At 62.1% G+C, this 18,659-nt stretch carries 18 protein-coding genes and 1 pseudogene; 9 read left to right on the top strand and 10 right to left on the bottom strand.

Annotated features, from left to right (window positions below):
- The first annotated feature begins 20 nt into the window (after positions 1-20).
- The 4 genes from ACVWVP_RS05325 to ACVWVP_RS05310 are packed head-to-tail and all read left to right on the top strand — an operon-like array spanning position 21 to position 4,898.
- Entirely contained in the window at positions 21-2,456 is a 2,436-nt protein-coding gene (locus tag ACVWVP_RS05325; protein ID WP_457404612.1) for a fimbria/pilus outer membrane usher protein, read from the top strand.
- Between the two features lie 11 nt (positions 2,457-2,467).
- A complete protein-coding gene (locus ACVWVP_RS05320; protein WP_178922853.1) occupies positions 2,468-3,595 on the top strand; it encodes a DUF1120 domain-containing protein in 1,128 nt (375 codons plus the stop codon).
- A 10-nt stretch (positions 3,596-3,605) separates the two neighbouring features.
- Entirely contained in the window at positions 3,606-4,241 is a 636-nt protein-coding gene (locus tag ACVWVP_RS05315; RefSeq protein WP_457404610.1) for a DUF1120 domain-containing protein, read from the top strand.
- 36 nt (positions 4,242-4,277) lie between these two features.
- Positions 4,278-4,898 (top strand): DUF1120 domain-containing protein, encoded by a 621-nt coding sequence (locus ACVWVP_RS05310; protein WP_178922849.1) that lies wholly within the window; start codon positions 4,278-4,280, stop codon positions 4,896-4,898.
- Here ACVWVP_RS05310 and ACVWVP_RS05305 read toward each other — a convergent pair.
- Positions 4,895-6,148 carry a CynX/NimT family MFS transporter gene (locus tag ACVWVP_RS05305; RefSeq protein WP_178922847.1) on the bottom strand — a complete coding sequence of 418 codons (1,254 nt, stop codon included), beginning with the start codon at positions 6,146-6,148 and terminating at the stop codon, positions 4,895-4,897. The genes ACVWVP_RS05310 and ACVWVP_RS05305 overlap by 4 nt on opposite strands.
- Positions 6,138-6,797, bottom strand: coding sequence for a FadR/GntR family transcriptional regulator (locus tag ACVWVP_RS05300; protein WP_178922845.1), 660 nt, complete (start codon positions 6,795-6,797; stop codon positions 6,138-6,140). Before ACVWVP_RS05300 ends, ACVWVP_RS05305 begins: the two co-directional genes overlap by 11 nt.
- A 101-nt stretch (positions 6,798-6,898) precedes the next feature.
- Here ACVWVP_RS05300 and ACVWVP_RS05295 point away from each other — a divergent pair.
- Together ACVWVP_RS05295 and ACVWVP_RS05290 are read left to right on the top strand one after the other, a co-directional pair.
- Positions 6,899-7,099: pseudogene (locus ACVWVP_RS05295) on the top strand (type II toxin-antitoxin system MqsR family toxin); the annotation flags it as partial.
- The gene (locus tag ACVWVP_RS05290) at positions 7,096-7,548 is read left to right on the top strand and encodes a type II TA system antitoxin MqsA family protein (RefSeq protein WP_457404607.1); all 453 of its coding nucleotides are present in this window, start codon (positions 7,096-7,098) and stop codon (positions 7,546-7,548) included. The pseudogene ACVWVP_RS05295 and the gene ACVWVP_RS05290, both read left to right, overlap by 4 nt.
- Positions 7,549-7,608: 60 nt before the next feature.
- Here ACVWVP_RS05290 and ACVWVP_RS05285 read toward each other — a convergent pair whose 3' ends face one another.
- From ACVWVP_RS05285 to ACVWVP_RS05270, 4 genes are all read right to left on the bottom strand, one after another.
- Positions 7,609-8,373 carry an amino acid ABC transporter ATP-binding protein gene (locus ACVWVP_RS05285; RefSeq protein WP_003221897.1) on the bottom strand — a complete coding sequence of 255 codons (765 nt, stop codon included), beginning with the start codon at positions 8,371-8,373 and terminating at the stop codon, positions 7,609-7,611.
- Between the two features lie 10 nt (positions 8,374-8,383).
- Positions 8,384-9,481 carry an amino acid ABC transporter permease gene (locus tag ACVWVP_RS05280; RefSeq protein WP_178922838.1) on the bottom strand — a complete coding sequence of 366 codons (1,098 nt, stop codon included), beginning with the start codon at positions 9,479-9,481 and terminating at the stop codon, positions 8,384-8,386.
- 10 nt (positions 9,482-9,491) lie between these two features.
- Positions 9,492-10,673 carry an amino acid ABC transporter permease gene (locus ACVWVP_RS05275; protein WP_178922835.1) on the bottom strand — a complete coding sequence of 394 codons (1,182 nt, stop codon included), beginning with the start codon at positions 10,671-10,673 and terminating at the stop codon, positions 9,492-9,494.
- A gap of 72 nt (positions 10,674-10,745) precedes the next feature.
- Entirely contained in the window at positions 10,746-11,777 is a 1,032-nt protein-coding gene (locus tag ACVWVP_RS05270; RefSeq protein ID WP_178922834.1) for an amino acid ABC transporter substrate-binding protein, read from the bottom strand.
- 346 nt (positions 11,778-12,123) lie between these two features.
- Between ACVWVP_RS05270 and ACVWVP_RS05265 the strand changes: the two genes are divergently transcribed.
- From ACVWVP_RS05265 to ACVWVP_RS05255, 3 genes are all read left to right on the top strand, one after another.
- On the top strand, positions 12,124-12,780 hold the full coding sequence (locus ACVWVP_RS05265) for an alpha/beta hydrolase (RefSeq protein ID WP_178922832.1): 657 nt from the start codon (positions 12,124-12,126) through the stop codon (positions 12,778-12,780).
- Positions 12,781-12,876: 96 nt separating this feature from the next.
- Positions 12,877-14,340 carry an ATP-dependent RNA helicase RhlB gene (gene rhlB / locus ACVWVP_RS05260; protein WP_259172024.1) on the top strand — a complete coding sequence of 488 codons (1,464 nt, stop codon included), beginning with the start codon at positions 12,877-12,879 and terminating at the stop codon, positions 14,338-14,340.
- Positions 14,341-14,525: 185 nt separating this feature from the next.
- On the top strand, positions 14,526-15,665 hold the full coding sequence (locus ACVWVP_RS05255) for an NAD(P)/FAD-dependent oxidoreductase (protein WP_457404604.1): 1,140 nt from the start codon (positions 14,526-14,528) through the stop codon (positions 15,663-15,665).
- A 46-nt stretch (positions 15,666-15,711) separates the two neighbouring features.
- Here ACVWVP_RS05255 and moaE read toward each other — a convergent pair whose 3' ends face one another.
- The 4 genes from moaE to ACVWVP_RS05235 form a co-directional block, all read right to left on the bottom strand.
- The gene (gene moaE / locus ACVWVP_RS05250; RefSeq protein WP_457404602.1) at positions 15,712-16,161 is read right to left on the bottom strand and encodes a molybdopterin synthase catalytic subunit MoaE; all 450 of its coding nucleotides are present in this window, start codon (positions 16,159-16,161) and stop codon (positions 15,712-15,714) included.
- A gap of 2 nt (positions 16,162-16,163) precedes the next feature.
- Positions 16,164-16,406, bottom strand: coding sequence for a molybdopterin converting factor subunit 1 (gene moaD / locus ACVWVP_RS05245; protein ID WP_178922823.1), 243 nt, complete (start codon positions 16,404-16,406; stop codon positions 16,164-16,166).
- A complete protein-coding gene (moaC, locus tag ACVWVP_RS05240) occupies positions 16,403-16,876 on the bottom strand; it encodes a cyclic pyranopterin monophosphate synthase MoaC (RefSeq protein WP_178922821.1) in 474 nt (157 codons plus the stop codon). The genes moaD and moaC overlap by 4 nt, the downstream gene beginning before the upstream one ends.
- Positions 16,877-17,018: 142 nt before the next feature.
- Complete coding sequence (locus tag ACVWVP_RS05235; protein ID WP_178922819.1) at positions 17,019-18,413, bottom strand: PhoH family protein; 1,395 nt, start codon at positions 18,411-18,413, stop codon at positions 17,019-17,021.
- Between the last annotated feature and the right edge of the window lie 246 nt (positions 18,414-18,659).

Raw genomic sequence — 18,659 nt, 5'->3', positions numbered from 1 at the left:
TACGACTTGTGAGCACAGTTATGACTGATCGCGACGGCGAAGCCGTGCCTGGTGTTTCATCACCCCGGGCGCGCAAATGGCTGGCGGGCGTTGCGCTGAGCCTGGGCACCGTGCTGCCAACGGCTGCCGCCCTTGCCGATGAAGGCGCCGGCTCGTTCGACCCGCAAACCTTGGCCCAACGCGGGATTGACCCGCAATTGGCCAACCTGTTGCTGGAAGCCCCGCGCTTCACGGCCGGGCGCCATGCCCTGAACCTCAACGTGAACGGCCAGCGACGTGGGCGGGTCGACGTGGTGTTCAACGGGCAGGGCGTGCTGTGTTTCAACCAGGCCCTGCTGGATGCAGGCCACTTGCGCATGCCGGCCGACGATGGCGAATGCCATGCTTTTCTCGAGGCCTACCCACAGACCGTGATCGAGCAGGACCCGGCCACCCTCAGCCTGTCGCTGGTCGTGCCCACCGATGCGCTGCGCCCGACCGTGCGCGATGTGTCCGGCTACCAGACCGGCGGGTTCGCCGGGCTGCTCAACTATGACCTGAGCGGCCTGTACAACGAGTTCGGCGACGACACCAGCCGTTTCGGCTCGGCCAACACCGAGGTCGGTTTCAACGCCGGCGACTGGATCGTGCGCAGTCGCCAGGTACGCACCTGGCAAGACAAGGTGTCGCGCACCACCCACCTGGACGCCTACGCCCAGCGCACCTTTGCCGAACAGCAAGCGGTGTTCCAGGCCGGGCAGATCAACCTCTACAACCCGGTACTGGCCGGCGCACAGATCACCGGGGCCCAGGTACTCACCGAGACGGCCCTGCAGGACCAGAACCAGGGCGCCACCATCACCGGCATCGCCAACAGCCCGGCCCAAGTGGAGATCCGTCAGAACGGCACGTTGATTCACTCCACCGTGGTGCCAGCGGGGCCGTTCTCCCTCACCGATGTGCGGCGCTTGAACAGCCGCTCCGATGTGGAAGTCACGGTCAAGGAAAGCAGCGGCGAAGAACGTCGCTTCACCGTGCCCGCCGCCATGCTTGGCCTGGGCCTGCCAGCGCCGGGTTACTCGGTGGCGGCGGGGCGCGTGCGCAAGCTCGGTGCCGGTGAAGGGGCCGAGCCCTGGGTGGTCAGCGGCGGCTGGAGCGGTGCATTGCACCCACAGGTCAGCGTGGGCGCCGGTGTGCTGGGCGCCGAGGATTACCGCGCGGCGGGTGCCAGCCTGGCCTGGCTGCCGTGGCAGGACAGTCAGTTCCAGGCCTCATCCCAAGTGGCCCAGGCCACCCGCAACGGTAACGAGCAGGGCGTGCAAACCGATCTGTCGTGGTCCCAACGCCTGAGCGAACGTTGGGCCATCACCACGGCCGGCTCCTGGCGCAGCCTTGGCTACCGCGACCTCGAGGACTCCACCTACACCACCGAAACCCGTGAGCAACGCCGCTCCCGCTATCGCGATCAGCAAAGCGCCACAGCGTCCTGGTCACACCCGATGCTCGGCGCGTTCAGCGCCGGGATTTCACGCTCGTCCTCGTTTACCGGTGAGAGCAGCAGCCGCGCGCTGGCGTCGTGGGGCACCAGCTTTGGGCGTGTATCGGTGTCCGCCAGCGCCGAGTGGCAAGTGGGCGGCCGCCAGCAGAGCGATGACAGTGTGTACCTGAACATCAGCGTGCCCCTGGGCGAGAGCCGCCGCGGTCGTGCCTGGGCGCGCAATGCCGCAGGCGATCACCGCATCGGGGCCGGGGTCAGCGAACAAATCAACGACCAGTTGAGCTACCAGGTAGGCGTTGAACGTGACAGCCGCGACCGTGAGGTGGAGTCATCCATCGGTGTCTCGACGTTGCCGTATTACAGCCAGTTGGACTTCAACTACACCCGCAACAATCAGGAACGCTCCAGCTATCAAGGTGGCGCACGCGGTGGGGTGGTGTTGCACAGCGATGGGCTGACGTTTTCGCCCTACCCGGTGCGCGAGACCTTTGCGCTGATGTCGGTAGGCGACATGGCCGGCATCAAGGTCAGCACCCCCAGTGGCCCGGTGTGGACCGACTGGCAAGGCCAGGCCGTGGTGTCGCAGCTCAGCCCTTACGGCCGCAGCCCGGTGGAAGTGCACACCCGCTCGCTGCCGCGCAACGCCGACATCAGCAACGGCCTGGCCGTGCTGTCGGCCGGACGTGGCGCCGTAGACAACGTCAAGTTCGGCGTGGCCCTCACACGCCGCGCGCTGCTGAACGTGACCGACGCCAATGGCCAACCCCTGCCTCGTGGCGCCGCCATCAGCACCGCCGACGGCGAATTCGTGACCCTGGTTCAGGAAGGCAGCCAAGTGTTCCTGCCGGACGTGCTGGACCGTCGCGAACTGTGGGTCAGCGCCCCCGGCCGGCCCCGTTGCCGCCTGGACTTCGACTTGCCCGAACGAGGCGATCCCGAGGTGTATTACGAAACCGCACCGGCGCGGTGCCAACCATGAGGAACTTAACCATGGGCCTGAAACCTGCCTTGTTGTCCGCCAGCCTGTTGCTGGGCGCAAATGCCTGGGGCATGGATGAGTGCCAGTTGAACCTGAGCGAAACCGCCGTGGATTTCGGCCTGGTGAACCGGGCGGTGTCGCCGATAGCCGCAGCCGAGCACCTGTTGGGCGAACGGCGCCTGAGCCTGACACTGAACTGCCCCACGCCCACTGACTTGAGCCTGTTCTATCGCGGGTTGGCAGCCGGCACCGAGCGCTTCCAATTCACCGGCCGTGGCAGCTACAGCCTGCGGGCCAGCGACGCACTGCTCGACGGCCAACCGGTGGAGTTGGGCCTGGTTCCCGGCAGCGGCCAGCCGCCAGTGAGCAGCGCAACAACCCTGCGCTGGCGTCCTGAACACGGCATCGTGCCGATGCGTGCCGGCGTACCGGTCATCGGGCGCAGCTTGTCGTTGCAACTGGAGGTCAGCGCCTGGGCCCGGCAAGACGCCCTGCGCGTCAGCGATACCGTTACCTGGGACACCAGCGGCGTGGTCGATGCCGTCCACACGGGACGCTCGCGGGAGTTGCGCCTGCAAGCCCGCTTCGCCCCTGCGGCCTGCACCCCTAGCCTGTCCAACGGCGGCACAGTGGCGTTCGGCAAGTTGTCGGTAATGGACCTGAACGCCGACAAAGAGACGGCCCTGCCCCCGCGACCACTGGTGGTCAGCGTGGCCTGCGACGCACCGACCGCGTTCAGCCTGCGCCTGCAGGATAACCGCCAAGGCTCGGCCACCGGTCCGGGAGACGACACGACCTACGGCCTGGGACTCGACGCGCAGCAACAAAAAATCGGCCGCTACCGATTGGTCTTCGACCCTGCGCGCACCACCGCCGACAGTTTCCCAGGGCTTTATCGAACCGACTCCCCCACCGGCACCGCCCCCTGGAGCAGCGCGAGCGCCAACCCGTTGGCGATTGGCGCCAGCCGTTTCCTGGGTTTCAGCACCAGCGCCGGCAACACCAGCGGCCCCGTGCCGATTCAACAACTCAGCACCACCACGAGCCTGGAAGCGGTGATTGCACCACTGGGCACGCTGGACCTGGGCAGCGAAGTGCGCCTCGACGGCGCCGCCACCCTCGAACTCAACTACCTCTAGGAGCCCTCCCATGAAGCACCTTCTGATTGCCTTGGCATTGTCGTCGGGCACCGCTCACGCCGCGTCCACTGTCGACCTGGCTGTCACCGGCCTGATCACGCCCATGGCCTGCAAGCCGCTGCTGTCCGGCGGCGGGCTGGTCGACTTCGGCAAGATCTCGCGCAATGACCTCAACCTCACCAATGGCACGCGCCTGCCCCACAAATACCTGACCCTCACCGTCAACTGCAACGCGCCCGGCCGCTTCGCCCTGCGCATGCGCGACAACCGCGACGGCACGGCGCACGTCAACAGCGAGATTTTCTACGGCCTGGGCCTGGACACCAGCGGCAACAAGATCGGCGTGTACTCAGTGAGTTTCGACCCCAGGCAAACCGTGGTCGATGACCTGGCCGTGGTGTACGGCACCGAATCCACCACCGGCGGACTGGCCTGGCGCATGGCCAACCTCAATCCCATCGATGTCGGCTCGCGCAGCCTGCTCGGTTTCACCGACGTGGTCGGCAGCACCGCCGGCCCGTCGGCCATCCAGACGCTGACCAGCACCCTGAAGCTGGAAGCCACGATCAACGCCCGGCAGAACCTGGACCTCAGCGTGGAAACGCCGATGGACGGGTCGGCCACGTTGGAAGTTGTGTACCTGTAATTCGCGTTTTTTCCCCAACCCTGTAGGAGCAACACCATGAGCATCACTCGTAACCTGTTGGTCGCCGCGCTGCTGGCGAGCGCAGGCCATGCGGTCGCCGCGTCCAGCGTCGACCTGAGCGTCAAAGGCACGATCACCCCAAGAGCTTGCAAAACAGCCCTCAGCAATGGCGGCCTGGTCGATTTCGGCAAGCTGTCGGCCAAGGACCTGCGCCCCGACCAGCCGACCTACCTGCCCAGGCAGAACCTGCAAATGACCGTGACCTGCGATGCCTCCACGCTGTTTGCCGTCGCGCTCAAGGACAACCGAGCCGGCTCGGAATCGAACCAGGACTACTACAACTTCGGTCTTGGCTTGATCAATGACACTGAGAAACTGGGCTACTTCACGGTCGCGATGTCGGGGCCTGTTGCGGATGACGTCAACGTCCGCGGCATTGCCTCTTTCGACGGCGGTGTCACCTGGGAGCGCGAAAGTGCTCTGGTGGATGACGGCCTGACCAGCTTCGCCGACATGAACACACTGGCCCCGGTGCCGGTACAACGCCTGGTCACCGACCTGCAAGTGGCCGGTGCCATCGCTCCCTCCCAAGGCCTGACCCTGACCAACGAAGTGCCGCTGGATGGCTCGGTCACCCTGACCGTGCGCTATCTCTAAACCCTCTCGCTGGTCACCCCCACATACAGGGCACGACCGGCCCCCAACCCGGCGATGATCGCGCCCAGCCCGATCACGCCGAACACCCAGCCGGTGGCACCCCAGCCACCGGTCCAGTCATGCAGCACACCCACCGCCAACGGGCCCATGGACGCCAGCGTATAGCCAATGCCCTGCGCCATGCCTGACAGATTGGCGGCCACGTGGGAATCCCGCGAGCGCAGCACGATCAGGGTCAGCGCCAGGCTGAACGTACCGCCCTGGCCCAAGCCCAGCAGAATGGCCCAGCCCCACAACCCGTCCAATGGCGCAAACAGGCAGCCAAACAACCCGCCAAGGGTGAGCAGCATCACCACGACGATGGCCAGCCGCTGGTCCTTGCCCCGGGTCGCCAGCCACGGCGCGGTCAGGGCGCTGAGCAGTTGCACGATGATCGAACCGGACAGCAGCAAGCCGGCTTCGGTGGCGCTCAGGCCACGGCTGATCAGGATCGACGGCACCCAGCCGAACACGATGTAGGCCAGGGACGATTGCAGGCCCATGTACAAGGTCACTTGCCAGGCCAGCGGATCGCGCAGCAGCCCTTTGACCTTGTACGCCACTTGATGGGCACCCTGTTTCTGCCCCACCTGTGGCAACCAGAACAACGCCGCAATCAGCGCGGGCACGATCCAGAACCCCAGGCCGATATTCCAGCTGTTACCGAACGCGTGGCTCAACGGCACCGTGGCCCCCGCCGCCAGCGCCGCGCCCAGGCACAGCGCCATGGTGTACACGCCGGTCATGGTGCCCGCCTGTTTGGCGAAATCACGCTTGACGATGCCCGGCAGCAGCACGCCGATGATGCCGATGCTGGCGCCGGCGATCAGGCTGCCGGTGAACAGCCCGGCCTCGCCGAACGAACTGCGCAGGATGATACCGCCGGCCAGCGTCAGCAAAATCCCCAGCACCACCCGCTCGGCGCCAAAACGCCGAGCCAGGATCGGCGCCAGTGGCGCGAACAAACCCAGGCACATCACCGGCAAGGTGGTCAGCAGGCCGGCCTTGGCCGCCGACAAGCCCAGGCTGGCCGATACGTCATTGAGCAACGGTGACAGGCTCGACAACGCCGGGCGCAGGTTCATCGCCACCAGGACCAGCCCCAGGATCAGCAACCATGGGCGGCTCATGGCGGGTGGGGTGTGTTGCACCACTTCGTCGTCGGCTTCGGCGTCGATCAACAGTTCTTCGAGTTTGGTTTCAGGGTTCATTGATCAACTGCCGGCAGAGGGATTTGGCGCGTTCCGGGTCTTGTTTTTCGACGGCTTCGAGCAAGGCGATATGCAGGTCGAACACTGCCTGGCGGCGCGGAGTGATGTTCAAGGTCTGGCGCAACTGGGCGCCGACGATGGCGGAAAAGTACTGGTACAACTCGCTCAGCGCCGGGTTGTGCGCGGCGTCCACCAAGTGTTTGTGGAAGATCAGGTCGGCGCTGATATAGGCCTCCAGATCGCCGTGGTACAGCGCGGCGCTGGCGTCGAGGGCCTCGCGCAACCTTTTGAGGTCTTCGTCGGTGCGGCGCAACGCGGCCAGGCTGATCGCCTCCACTTCCAGAATCTGCCGGGTCTCTTGCGCCTGCTCCAGGGTGCAGTGAGACAACGCGCGCATCGTGCCCAGCGGGTCGGTCATCGAGCGCAGGTAACTGCCGTCACCCTGGCGGATCTCAATCAACCCGGAAAACGCCAGCACACGCATGGCCTCACGCACGGTATTGCGGCTGATGCCCAACTCGGCAGACAGCTCGGGCTCGGTGGGCAGGCGCTCACCAATGGCCCACACGCCTTGGCTGATGCGCAGGCGCAGCTGCTCCAGGGCCTGGTCGACCAGGGAGCGTTTGATCAAGGGGGCGATGTCTGTCATGGGTTTTAAGCTTTCGTCCAATCATAGGATGAATTTTCCTACAGCCTATTCGGAGTTGCCTACAAAGGCAACGCACTGCGGTTCTTAAGCAGGAAAAGGAGCTGAGCCCCGACCATATGCAACAGGTGGTCTGCGCCCTTGAGCGCCGAATGTTGCACAAATCGATGACGACCTATGCAGACCATCGGGTATGGCAGGACGTCTACCTGATCAAGATTTACGGCACGGAGATTTACATCAAGGTCATTGACCGCCCAGGCGGTGGTCCTCCCGTAATCTCCTTCAAGGAGAAAACCCTATGAGACCCCAGCAATGCATGAGCTGCGGAACCCATGACGCAATGCAGCCTTTCGAAGGTCGCACCTTCACGATCAACACGCGGGGAATGGTTCGAGATATCCCCGACATTGCAGGCTGGGAATGCGAGGTCTGCCATGAAGTTGAATTCGATCACGACGACGACAGTGCAGAGCGTTATTGCAAGGCCTCTGATCTGCTGTTGATCGACGCGCGCAAACTGCACCTCACACAAAAAGATGCGGTGAGGCTCTTCACCGTCCGCGGGCACCATGCATTTTCACGCTACGAACGGGCTGAAATTTTTCCGTCGGAACCGTTGCTCACGTTAATGCGCCTTCTGGATAAACACCCACACCTGCTGGCTGAAATCGAGGTCCTCAACACGGGGAAAGACTTGAACCAACTGCTCATTGCCAAGGATGCGCAGCTGCTGGCGGCTCAAGCCTACTGACAAAAACCGCAGGCAAAAATAAACCCGGCACGAGGCCGGGTTTATTTATTCACCCATCGATCAATGCAGAATCTGGCTCAAGAACAACTTGGTCCGGTCATTCTGCGGGTTGTCGAAGAAGTCATTCGGCGCCGCCTGCTCCACGATCTCGCCCTTGTCCATGAAGATCACACGGTTGGCCACGGTACGGGCAAAGCCCATTTCGTGGGTTACACACAGCATGGTCATGCCGTCTTCGGCCAAGCCGATCATGGTGTCGAGTACTTCCTTCACCATCTCCGGGTCGAGTGCCGAGGTCGGCTCATCGAACAGCATGATTTTCGGCTTCATGCACAACGCACGGGCAATCGCCACACGCTGTTGCTGGCCGCCGGACAGCTGCCCTGGAAACTTGTGGGCCTGCTCCGGGATACGCACGCGCTCCAGGTAGTGCATGGCGATTTCCTCGGCCTTGCGCTTGGGCATCTTGCGTACCCACATCGGCGCCAGCGTGCAGTTCTGCAGGATGGTCAGGTGCGGGAACAGGTTGAAGTGCTGGAACACCATGCCGACTTCACGGCGGATCGCTTCAATCTGCTTGAGGTCGTTGGTCAGCTCCACGCCATCGACCACGATGCGGCCTTGCTGGTGCTCTTCCAGACGGTTGAGGCAGCGGATGGTGGTGGACTTGCCCGAACCCGACGGGCCGCACAGCACGATACGCTCGCCCTGCTTGACGTTGAGGTTGATGTCTTTCAACACGTGGAACTGGCCGTACCACTTGTTGACGCCCTGCATCTGGATAATGCCTTCAGGGCCCACAGGCTTTTTGATTGCTTCGCTCATAAAAGAACTCCTAACGCTTGTGGCCTGTGTCGAGCTTGCGTTCCAGATGCATGGAATAGCGCGACATACCAAAACAGAAAATCCAGAACACCAGGGCGGCGAACACATAGCCTTCGGTGGCCATGCCCAGCCATTTCGGGTCGGCAGCGGCTTGCTTGACGCTGTTGAGCAGGTCGAACAAACCGATGATGATCACCAGACTCGTGTCCTTGAACAGCGCAATGAACGTGTTGACGATGCCCGGGATCACCAGCTTCAGGGCTTGCGGCAGAATCACCAGGCCCATGCTGCGCCAGTAACCCAGGCCCATCGCGGCGGCGGCTTCGTACTGCCCCTTGGGAATGGCCTGCAGACCGCCGCGCACCACTTCGGCCACGTAGGCCGACTGGAACAGGATCACGCCGATCAGGGCCCGCAGCAGCTTGTCGAAGTTCATGCCTTCGGGCAGGAACAAGGGCAGCATCACCGAAGACATGAACAGCACCGTGATCAACGGCACGCCGCGCCAGAATTCGATGAAGGTCACGCAGACCACTCGAATCGCCGGCATGTTCGAACGCCGCCCCAGCGCCAGCACGATGCCCAACGGCAAGGCACCGGCGATACCGACGGTGGCGATCACCAGGGTCAGCATCAGGCCGCCCCATTGGCTGGTCGCCACGTTGGTCAGGCCGAACACACCGCCGTGCAACAGGAAGTAGGCAATGATCGGGTACAGCACCAGGAAGCTCAGGCCGTAGATCGCCTTGCGCTGGAAGCGCGAGATGAACAACGGCGCCACGCCGACGATGGCCAGCCACACGGTCAGGTCTACGCGCCAGCGCAAGTCGCCCGGGTAGTAGCCGTACATGAACTGCCCGAAGCGCTGTTGGATAAACACCCAGCAGGCGCCTTCCTTGGTGCAGTCGGCGCGGGTGGTGCCCACCCAGTTGGCGTCGATGATGGCCCAATGCAGGATCGGCGGCACCACCAGGTACACCAGGTAAATCGCCAGTAAGGTCAGCAGGGTGTTGAGCCAGCTGGAGAACAGGTTGGCGCGCATCCATGCCACCGGGCCGAAGACTTTGCTCGGCGGCGGCATATCAGGTTTGAAAGTATGCGTACTCATGGGTGTTTCCTCACCGCTCGATCAGCGCAATGCGCTTGTTGTACCAGTTCATCAGCAGGGAAATGCTGATGCTGATCGCCAGGTACACGCTCATGGTGATGGCAATGACTTCAATGGCCTGGCCGGTCTGGTTGAGTACCGTGCCGGCAAACAGCGAAACCATTTCCGGGTAACCGATACCGGCGGCCAGCGACGAGTTCTTCGCCAGGTTCAGGTATTGGCTGGTCAGCGGCGGAATGATCACCCGCAGGGCCTGCGGGATGATGACCTTGCGCAGCGTCGGCCCAGGGCGCAGGCCCAGGGAGCGCGCGGCTTCGGTCTGGCCGTGGCTGACGGACTTGATGCCCGAACGCACGATCTCGGCGATGAACGCGGCCGTGTAGACGGTCAGCGCCAGGGTCAGTGCCAACAGCTCGGGGATCAGTACCCAGCCGCCGACAAAGTTGAAGCCTTGCAGCTTCGGCATTTCCCAGTGCAGGGGGGCACCGAAGATCAAGGCGCACAACGCCGGGATCACGATGAACAGCGCCAGGCCCGCCCAGAACTTATGGAACGGCACGCCGGTGGCTTCAAAGCGCTTGTTGGCCCAGCGGGCCATGAACACGATGGCCACGATGGCGACCACGATGCTCGCCACGAATGGCCAGAAACCATCAGCGGCCAGTGCTGCCGGCATATTCAGGCCACGGCTGCTGACAAAGAAGGTATCGCCAAAGTTGTGGCTGTTACGCGGCCCTGGCATGGTCAGGAACACCGCGAAATACCAGAACAGGATTTGCAGCAACGGCGGGATGTTGCGGAACACTTCCACATACACCGTCGCCAGCTTGTTGATCATCCAGTTGGGCGACAGGCGTGCCACGCCGACGATGAACCCGAGGATCGTAGCCAGCACCACACCGATCACGGTCACCAGCAAGGTGTTGAGCAAACCGATCACGAACACACGGGCGTAGCTGTCCGACTCGGTGTAGTCGATCAGGTGCTGCGCGATGCCGAAACCGGCACTGCGCTCAAGAAAGTCGAAACCCGAGGTAATGCCCCGGTGTTGCAGGTTGGTCTGGGTGTTGTTGAAGAGGTACCAGCCCAGCGAGACCACCGCCACAATCGTGATGATCTGGAAGAGCCACGCACGCACTTTGGGATCGCTGAAGCTGAGCTTCTGCTTTGGTGCGCCGATTTGATTTTGCATGAAGTGCCCCGGAAAGAATGGAACAGAACATCACCCGGCGGTTGGCCCACCGGGTGACAGAACCATCAGCGATCAGCGCACAGGTGGTGCGTATTGAATGCCGCCGTTGTTCCACAGCGCGTTCAGGCCACGGTCGATTTCCAGCGGGGTGCTCTTGCCGAGGTTTTTCTCGAAGACTTCGCCGTAGTTACCGACTTGCTTGACGATCTGTACAACCCAATCCTTTTTCAGTTTCAGGTCTTTGCCGTATTCGCCGTCAGCACCGAGCAGACGCGCAACGTCCGGGTTTTTGGTGGACTTGGCTTCAGCTTCAACGTTTTTCGAGGTGATGCCGGCTTCTTCAGCGTTGAGCATGGCGTAGCCAACCCAGCGCACGATGGCCAGCCACTCGTCGTCGCCGTTACGCACGACTGGGCCCAGTGGTTCTTTGGAAATGGTTTCCGGCAGAACCGAGTAGTCCTTCGGCGAAGCCAGCTTGCTGCGCTGTGCGAACAGCTGCGACTTGTCGGAGGTCAGCACGTCGCAACGACCGGATTCCAGCGACTTGGCGCTTTCATCGGAGGTGTCGAAGGTGATCGGGGTGTATTTGAGGTTGTTGGCGCGGAAGTAGTCGGAAACGTTCAGCTCCGTGGTGGTACCGGCCTGGATGCAGATGGTTGCACCGTCCAGTTCCTTGGCACTTTTCACGCCCAGCTTGTTGTTCACCAGGAAGCCAACACCGTCGTAGTAGGTGATGAAGCCTGGGAATTTCAGGCCCATGCCCGCATCGCGGGAGCTGGTCATGGTGGTGTTACGCGACAGGATGTCGACTTCGCCGGACTGAAGCGCGGTGAAACGCTCCTTGGCATTCAACTGGCTGAATTTGACCTTGGTAGCGTCGCCGAAAACGGCAGCGGCTACAGCGCGGCATACGTCAGCGTCGATCCCCAGGATCTTGCCGCTGGCATCCGGTACCGAGAAACCCGGCAGGCCGTCACTCACGCCACATTGCACAAAGCCTTTCTTCTGCACGGCGTCCAGGGTGGCGCCGGCTTGGGCGAAACCACTAACACCCAGCACGGCCGCCGCACACACGATGGCCAGGGTGGATTTCAATACCTTCATTCAAACCTCCAGTTTTGCTCTTGTTGTGTCGGAGCTAGAACCCCAGCGCACCCTTATGAGGCGATATCGACCCGTGTTGGCTTTTTTTAGGTCGAGCGGCGTGAGGTTTTCGCAATAATTCCAGTTGCTATCCCACAAGCGGCAGTCACTGATAGTGTTACCGTCCTGGGTTAGTTCTGACATCGACCTACACATAGCAAGGCCCGTACCAGAGTGCCGGCTGAGTCGTTTCAGCCCATGGTCAATAGAAAAAGATTCAACCTTGCGACATTCTCTTAACAGATCAACCCGTCGCGCACCGTTCCGACGCACTCAATCGGCGCGCACGCACATATATGGAGCAGACATGACCGAACCCTTGATTCTTCAGCCCGCCAAGCCCGCAGACGCCTGCGTTATCTGGTTGCATGGCCTGGGTGCCGATCGCTACGACTTCCTGCCGGTGGCCGAAGCCCTGCAGGAAACATTGCTGAGCACGCGCTTCGTTTTGCCCCAGGCGCCGACCCGTCCTGTCACCATCAACGGCGGTTACGAGATGCCCAGCTGGTACGACATCAAGGCCATGAGCCCGGCCCGCTCCATCAGCCTGGAAGAGCTGGAGGTGTCGGCGAAGACGGTCACGGATCTGATCGAAGCGCAGAAGAGGACCGGAATAGACGCTTCGCGAATTTTCCTCGCCGGTTTTTCCCAAGGTGGCGCCGTGGTCTACCACACCGCATTCCTGAATTGGGAAGGCCCGTTGGGTGGCGTGATCGCCCTCTCCACCTACGCCCCCACCTTCGGTGACGAGCTGGAGTTGTCCGCCAGCCAGCAACGCATTCCCACCCTGTGCCTGCACGGCCAATATGACGAGGTGGTCCAGAACGCCATGGGGCGCAGCGCCTACGAGCATTTGAAGAGCCGTGGTGTCACCGTGACATGGCAGGAATACCCAATGGGCCACGAAGTGTTACCCGAAGAGATACGCGACATAGGTGCCTGGTTGACCGCTCGCCTGGGCTGAAAACCACACATTATGTAGCCACATGACAGACACACTACGCCGCGCCCGATTCTTGCATTACACTGGCCGGCGTACATTCCTTAACCAATTAATGAGATCACCGTGCTCGAAGCACTCAAGAAGATGTTCGGCAAAAGCGAGGCCGAGCCGCTCGCGCCTGTTCCCACTGCCCCTGCCCCGACTGCTGGCAGCCGCAATGACGGTAAACAGCCCGATCGGACTGCACCTGTCGCTCAGCCTGAAACGCCTACGGTGACACCGCCTGAGCAGGCAAAACCGGCTGAAGCCGCGCCGCCAGCGCCTAAGCCACGCCGTGAACGTGCGCCCAAACCACCGGTCAAGCCGTGGAAACTCGAAGACTTTGTCGTCGAACCCCAGGAAGGCAAGACCCGCTTCCATGATTTCAAACTCGCCCCGGAACTGATGCACGCCATCCAGGACCTGGGCTTCCCGTACTGCACGCCGATCCAGGCGCAGGTGCTGGGCTTCACCCTCGCCGGCAAAGACGCCATCGGCCGCGCCCAGACCGGCACCGGCAAGACCGCCGCGTTCCTGATCTCGATCATCACCCAGCTGCTGCAGACGCCGCCGCCGAAAGAGCGCTACATGGGTGAGCCCCGCGCGCTGATCATCGCCCCGACCCGGGAGCTGGTGGTGCAGATCGCCAAGGACGCCGCCGACCTGACCAAGTACACCGGCCTCAACGTCATGACGTTCGTGGGCGGCATGGACTTCGACAAGCAGCTCAAGCACCTCGAAGCGCGCCATTGCGACATCCTGGTCGCCACCCCCGGCCGCCTGCTCGACTTCAACCAGCGCGGCGACGTGCACCTGGACATGGTCGAAGTGATGGTGCTGGACGAAGCTGACCGCATGCTCGACATGGGCTTCATCCCACAAGTGCGTCAGATCATTCGCCAAACCCCGCCAAAATCCGAGCGCCAGACCCTGCTGTTCTCCGCCACCTTCACCGATGACGTGATGAACCTGGCCAAGCAGTGGACCACTGACCCGTCCATCGTCGAGATCGAAGCGGAAAACGTGGCCAGCGAAAACGTCGAGCAACACATCTACGCCGTGGCCGGCGCCGACAAATACAAGCTGCTCTACAACCTGGTCAACGACAACGGTTGGGAGCGCGTGATGGTGTTCGCCAACCGCAAGGACGAAGTGCGCCGCATCGAAGAGCGCCTGGTGCGCGACGGCGTCAACGCAGCGCAACTGTCTGGCGACGTGCCGCAGCACAAGCGCATCAAGACCCTGGAAGGCTTCCGCGAAGGCAAGATCCGCGTGCTGGTGGCCACCGATGTGGCGGGCCGCGGGATTCACATCGACGGCATCAGCCACGTGATCAACTTCACCCTGCCGGAAGTGCCGGATGATTACGTGCACCGCATTGGCCGTACCGGTCGTGCGGGCGCTGCGGGTGTGTCGATCAGTTTTGCCGGGGAAGATGACTCGTACCAGTTGCCATCGATCGAGGCGCTGTTGGGCCGCAAGATCAGCTGCGAAACGCCGCCGACGCATCTGTTGCGCCCCGTCGAGCGCAAACGCCCATAAGCTGGAAAGCGGTAAACCTGTAGGAGCTGGCTTGCCTGCGATGAGGGCCCTAAGATCGCCGCTGGCCTTGAGGTAGCTATCGCCGGCAAGCCGGCTCCTACAGTGGATCGGGTTCCTGCTTTGGAATGCAGCCAGCTTCCAGAGTTGTTTGGCGGTGCTTTCAAGTGAGGATTCCAGGAGGAGCCATGAACCACGCCGACTACCTCATCATCGGCGGCGGCATTGCCGGTGCCTCAACCGGCTACTGGCTGTCGCAACACGCCCGCGTCATCGTGCTGGAACGCGAGTCGATGCCGGGCTACCACTCCACCGGCCGCTCCGCCGCGCTCTACATTGCCGCCTACGGCACACCGCAGGTACGCGCCCTGACCCTGGGCAGCCGCGCCTTCTTCGACCATCCACCTGCCGGGTTCACCGAGCATCCCTTGCTGACACCGCGTGGCGAAATCATCGTCGACCTGGTCGGTGATGCCGAGGAACTGCAGCGCCAGTACCAGAGCGCCAAGGCACTGGTGCCCGCCACCCGCCTGCTGGACGCCGATGACGCGTTGGAGATGATGCCGATCCTGCGCCCGGAAAAAGTACAGGGCGCGATCTACGACCCGACCGTCTGCGATATCGACACCGACGCGCTGTACCAAGGCTACCTGCGCGGTATCCGGCGCAATGGCGGGGAGATCCACACCAACAGCGAAGTACAGCAGCTGCACCGCGACACCCAGGGTTGCTGGCAGGTACACACCGCTCATCAAGTGTTCACCGCGCCGGTGGTGATCAACGCCGCCGGCGCGTGGGCCGACCAGATCGGCGCCTTGGCCGGTGCACGCCCGATCGGCCTGCAACCCAAGCGCCGCAGCGCGTTTACCTTCGCCCCGCCTGGCGATGTGGATATCCATGCCTGGCCCGAACTGGCGGCGTTGGACGGTTCGTTCTACATGAAGCCGGATGCCGGCATGTTTCTGGGCTCACCCGCCAACGCCGACCCGGTAGAACCCCACGACGTGCAGCCCGAAGAACTGGACATTGCCATGGGCATCTACCACATCGAAGAAGCCACCACCTTGACCATCCGCCGCCCGACCCGCACGTGGGCGGGGCTGCGCAGTTTTGTCAGTGACGGCGACCTGGTGTGCGGGTTTGATCCGCAGCGGGAGGGGTTCTTCTGGGTGGCCGCCCAAGGCGGTTACGGCATCCAGACCTCGCCAGCCATGGGCCAGGCCAGCGCGGCGCTGGTGCGAGGGGAGCCGTTGCCCGAAGCGCTTATCGGCATGGGACTGACTGAGGCGATGCTTTCCCCCGGCAGATTGACTCGCCACGCTCTCTAAAACGCGGCAGATCCAAATGTGGGAGCTCACCGGCGTGACTAGGTGATTATTTCCAGCGATCTGCCGCCGCGTGATCGCTGCTGCGCCCTTCTACCCAGCGCGGGCCTGCGCTGGTGTTTTCTTTTTTCCAGAACGGCGCACGGGTCTTCAGGTAATCCATCACAAATGCACAAGCATCAAACGCCGCCTGGCGATGGGCACTGGCGGCGGCGACGAAGACGATAGGCTCGCCCGGCTCCAGGGCACCGATGCGGTGCAGCACTTCCAGCTTGAGCAACGGCCAGCGCTGCTCGGCCTCCACGGCGATCTTGGCCAGGGCTTTTTCGGTCATGCCGGGGTAATGTTCCAGGAACATCCACGCCACATCGAGGCCGTCGTTGAAATCGCGCACATAGCCGACAAAGCTCACCACCGCGCCCACGCCGACATTGGCTGCGTGCATCGCGTTGACTTCGGCACCCGGATCGAACGCCTGGGGCTGCACACGAATGGCCATGGTCAGCCCCCGGTCACGGGCGGGAAGAACGCCACTTCATCACCGGCTTGCACCGGCTCATCGAGGCTGCACAATTCTTCGTTGCGCGCGCACATCAGGCTGGTTTCGTTGAGCACCGCAAACTCAGGGTCGCTCGCCAGGGCCTGCCGCACCGCATCGACGGTGGCGAAATCGCCTTCCATTTCCAGTGAGTCAAAGCCCACTGCTTCGGCGTAACGTGCGAAAAACAATACGTTGATGCTCATGCCTGGTCCGCCTTGAAGTGTCCGCTCTTGCCGCCGAGCTTTTCCAGCAGGCGAATGTTTTCGATGGTCATGCCGCGGTCCACCGCCTTGCACATGTCATAGAGGGTCAGGGCGGCGACGCTGGCAGCCGTGAGGGCCTCCATCTCCACGCCGGTCTGACCGGAGAGCTTGCAGCGCGCCAGGATGTGCACTGCATCGACGCCATCGGCACTGAGTTCCACCTTGACGCCCGTCAGCATCAGCGGGTGGCACAGGGGGATCAGGTCGCTGGTTTTTTTCGCTGCCTGGATCCCGGCAATGCGGGCCACGGCGAACACGTCGCCCTTGGGGTGGGCGCCGTCGACAATCATTTTCAGGGTCTCGGGCAACATGCGCACCCGCGCTTCGGCCACCGCTTCACGGAACGTCACGGCTTTGTCGGTGACGTCGACCATGTGGGCACGACCTTGGGAATCGAGATGAGTCAGCACAGGGATACTCCTGATCAGGAGCAGCGATTGTAAACCCGTGGGTCAGTTTTGCGCAGCGCTGATTGTGTAGGAGCCGGCTTGCCGGCGATGGCGTCCTCAAGGGCCCCATCGCCGGCAAGCCGGCTCCTACAGTGGGTAGTGGTTACAGGTGAGATTCGGCGTATTCAGCCAGAATCGAACGAGGAACCCCTTGCAGCGCAATGTGTACGCCGTTCGGGAAGTCTTTGAAGCGTTCCGTCAGGTAGGTCAGCCCGGAGCTGGTCGCGGACAGGTAAGGGGTGTCGATCTGTGCCAGGTTGCCCAGGCACACCACTTTGGAACCGGCGCCGGCACGGGTAATGATGGTTTTCATCTGGTGCGGCGTAAGGTTCTGGCATTCATCGATCAAAATCAGGCTTTGCTGGAAGCTGCGACCTCGGATGTAGTTGAGGGATTTGAACTGCAACGGCACTTTGCTGAGGATGTAGTCGACGCTGCCATGGGTGTTTTCGTCATCCATGTGCAAGGCTTCGAGGTTGTCGGTGATCGCCCCCAGCCACGGCTCCATTTTCTCCGCCTCGGTGCCGGGCAGGAAGCCGATTTCCTGGTCCAGGCCCTGAACGCTGCGGGTGGCGATGATGCGGCGATAGCGCTTGGTCACCATGGTCTGCTCGATGGCGGCAGCCAGGGCGAGAATGGTTTTACCGGAACCGGCCGCACCGGTCAGGTTGACCAGGTGGATGTCCGGATCGAGCAGCGCATACAGCGCCAGGCTCTGGTAGATATCACGCGGTTTCAGGCCCCAGGCTTCCTGGTGCAACAGGGGTTCCTGATGCAGGTCGAGAATGAGCAGCTTGTCGACCTGGATCTCTTTGATCCAGCCCACGAAGCCCTGTTCGTCGACGATGAATTCATTGATATGCACGGCCGGCAGGTTGTCGATCAGTTGCACCTGGTGCCAGGTGCGGCCATGACCCTGGCGGGTTTCGACCTTGCTGACGCGGTCCCAGAACGAGCCGGTCATCATGTGATAACCCCGGGAAAGCATCGACACGTCGTCGACCAGTTGGTCGGTGCTGTAGTCCTCGGCAGCGATCCCACACGCTCGTGCCTTGAGGCGCATATTGATGTCTTTGGTCACCAGCACCACGCGCAGGTCCTTGTCGCGAGCGTGCAGGTCGATCAATTGGTTGATGATTTTGTTGTCGTTCAGGTTTTCCGGCAGCAGGCTGTTGGGCTCGCTGCGCTTGCTCATCAGAATCGACAGCAAGCCCTTGGGCCCGCCTTTGCCACGCTGGATCGGCACACCGACTTCAACGTCTTCGGGTGAGGCTTCACCCAATGTTTTATCGATCAGGCGAATGGCCTGGCGGCATTCGGCGGCCACGCTGTGGTGCCCGCTTTTGAGTTTGTCGAGCTCCTCAAGCACGATCATCGGGATGGCGACGTGGTGTTCTTCGAAGTTAAGCAGCGCGTTTGGATCGTGGATCAGTACGTTGGTATCAAGCACATAAAGGATTGGCTGGTCGGAAGAAGGGTTACGTCCATGATCATCCATACTCGGTCACCTTTGTGGGAGCCATTCGACGCAATACCTGGGCGGTGCTGCGCCTCGATTCGACCACCGACTGCACTTTAAGTGACGTCAAGTGCAGTGCCCACATGAGGAGTCTTGGAAGACGCCACCTGTGTTGCAGGTTTCGGCGATCTGACTTCGTAATACCGCAAAAGCCATGACAGGAAAAAGCACTTTGACGCTTTTTTGAAGTTTATTTTTCAGGATGACGAATAGCACTAGCCGAGT

The sequence above is a fragment of the Pseudomonas sp. TE24901 genome, from assembly GCF_054058375.1.
The sequence above is the reverse complement of the archived record's forward strand: the minus strand, read 5'-3'. Positions and strand labels throughout refer to the sequence as shown.

Bases quoted from the DNA above. Each gene is read 5' to 3' on its own strand.
- moaE (WP_457404602.1), bottom strand. From the start codon at position 16,161: ATGGCCATTCGTGTGCAGCCCCAGGCGTTCGATCCGGGTGCCGAAGTC.
- ACVWVP_RS05280 (WP_178922838.1), bottom strand. From the start codon at position 9,481: ATGAGTACGCATACTTTCAAACCTGATATGCCGCCGCCGAGCAAAGTC.
- ACVWVP_RS05315 (WP_457404610.1), top strand. From the start codon at position 3,606: ATGAAGCACCTTCTGATTGCCTTGGCATTGTCGTCGGGCACCGCTCAC.
- ACVWVP_RS05325 (WP_457404612.1), top strand. From the start codon at position 21: ATGACTGATCGCGACGGCGAAGCCGTGCCTGGTGTTTCATCACCCCGG.
- ACVWVP_RS05265 (WP_178922832.1), top strand. From the start codon at position 12,124: ATGACCGAACCCTTGATTCTTCAGCCCGCCAAGCCCGCAGACGCCTGC.
- ACVWVP_RS05305 (WP_178922847.1), bottom strand. From the start codon at position 6,148: ATGAACCCTGAAACCAAACTCGAAGAACTGTTGATCGACGCCGAAGCC.
- ACVWVP_RS05255 (WP_457404604.1), top strand. From the start codon at position 14,526: ATGAACCACGCCGACTACCTCATCATCGGCGGCGGCATTGCCGGTGCC.
- ACVWVP_RS05285 (WP_003221897.1), bottom strand. From the start codon at position 8,373: ATGAGCGAAGCAATCAAAAAGCCTGTGGGCCCTGAAGGCATTATCCAG.
- ACVWVP_RS05275 (WP_178922835.1), bottom strand. From the start codon at position 10,673: ATGCAAAATCAAATCGGCGCACCAAAGCAGAAGCTCAGCTTCAGCGAT.
- moaD (WP_178922823.1), bottom strand. From the start codon at position 16,406: ATGAGCATCAACGTATTGTTTTTCGCACGTTACGCCGAAGCAGTGGGC.
- ACVWVP_RS05310 (WP_178922849.1), top strand. From the start codon at position 4,278: ATGAGCATCACTCGTAACCTGTTGGTCGCCGCGCTGCTGGCGAGCGCA.
- ACVWVP_RS05270 (WP_178922834.1), bottom strand. From the start codon at position 11,777: ATGAAGGTATTGAAATCCACCCTGGCCATCGTGTGTGCGGCGGCCGTG.
- ACVWVP_RS05300 (WP_178922845.1), bottom strand. From the start codon at position 6,797: ATGACAGACATCGCCCCCTTGATCAAACGCTCCCTGGTCGACCAGGCC.
- ACVWVP_RS05320 (WP_178922853.1), top strand. From the start codon at position 2,468: ATGGGCCTGAAACCTGCCTTGTTGTCCGCCAGCCTGTTGCTGGGCGCA.
- ACVWVP_RS05235 (WP_178922819.1), bottom strand. From the start codon at position 18,413: ATGGATGATCATGGACGTAACCCTTCTTCCGACCAGCCAATCCTTTAT.
- ACVWVP_RS05290 (WP_457404607.1), top strand. From the start codon at position 7,096: ATGAGACCCCAGCAATGCATGAGCTGCGGAACCCATGACGCAATGCAG.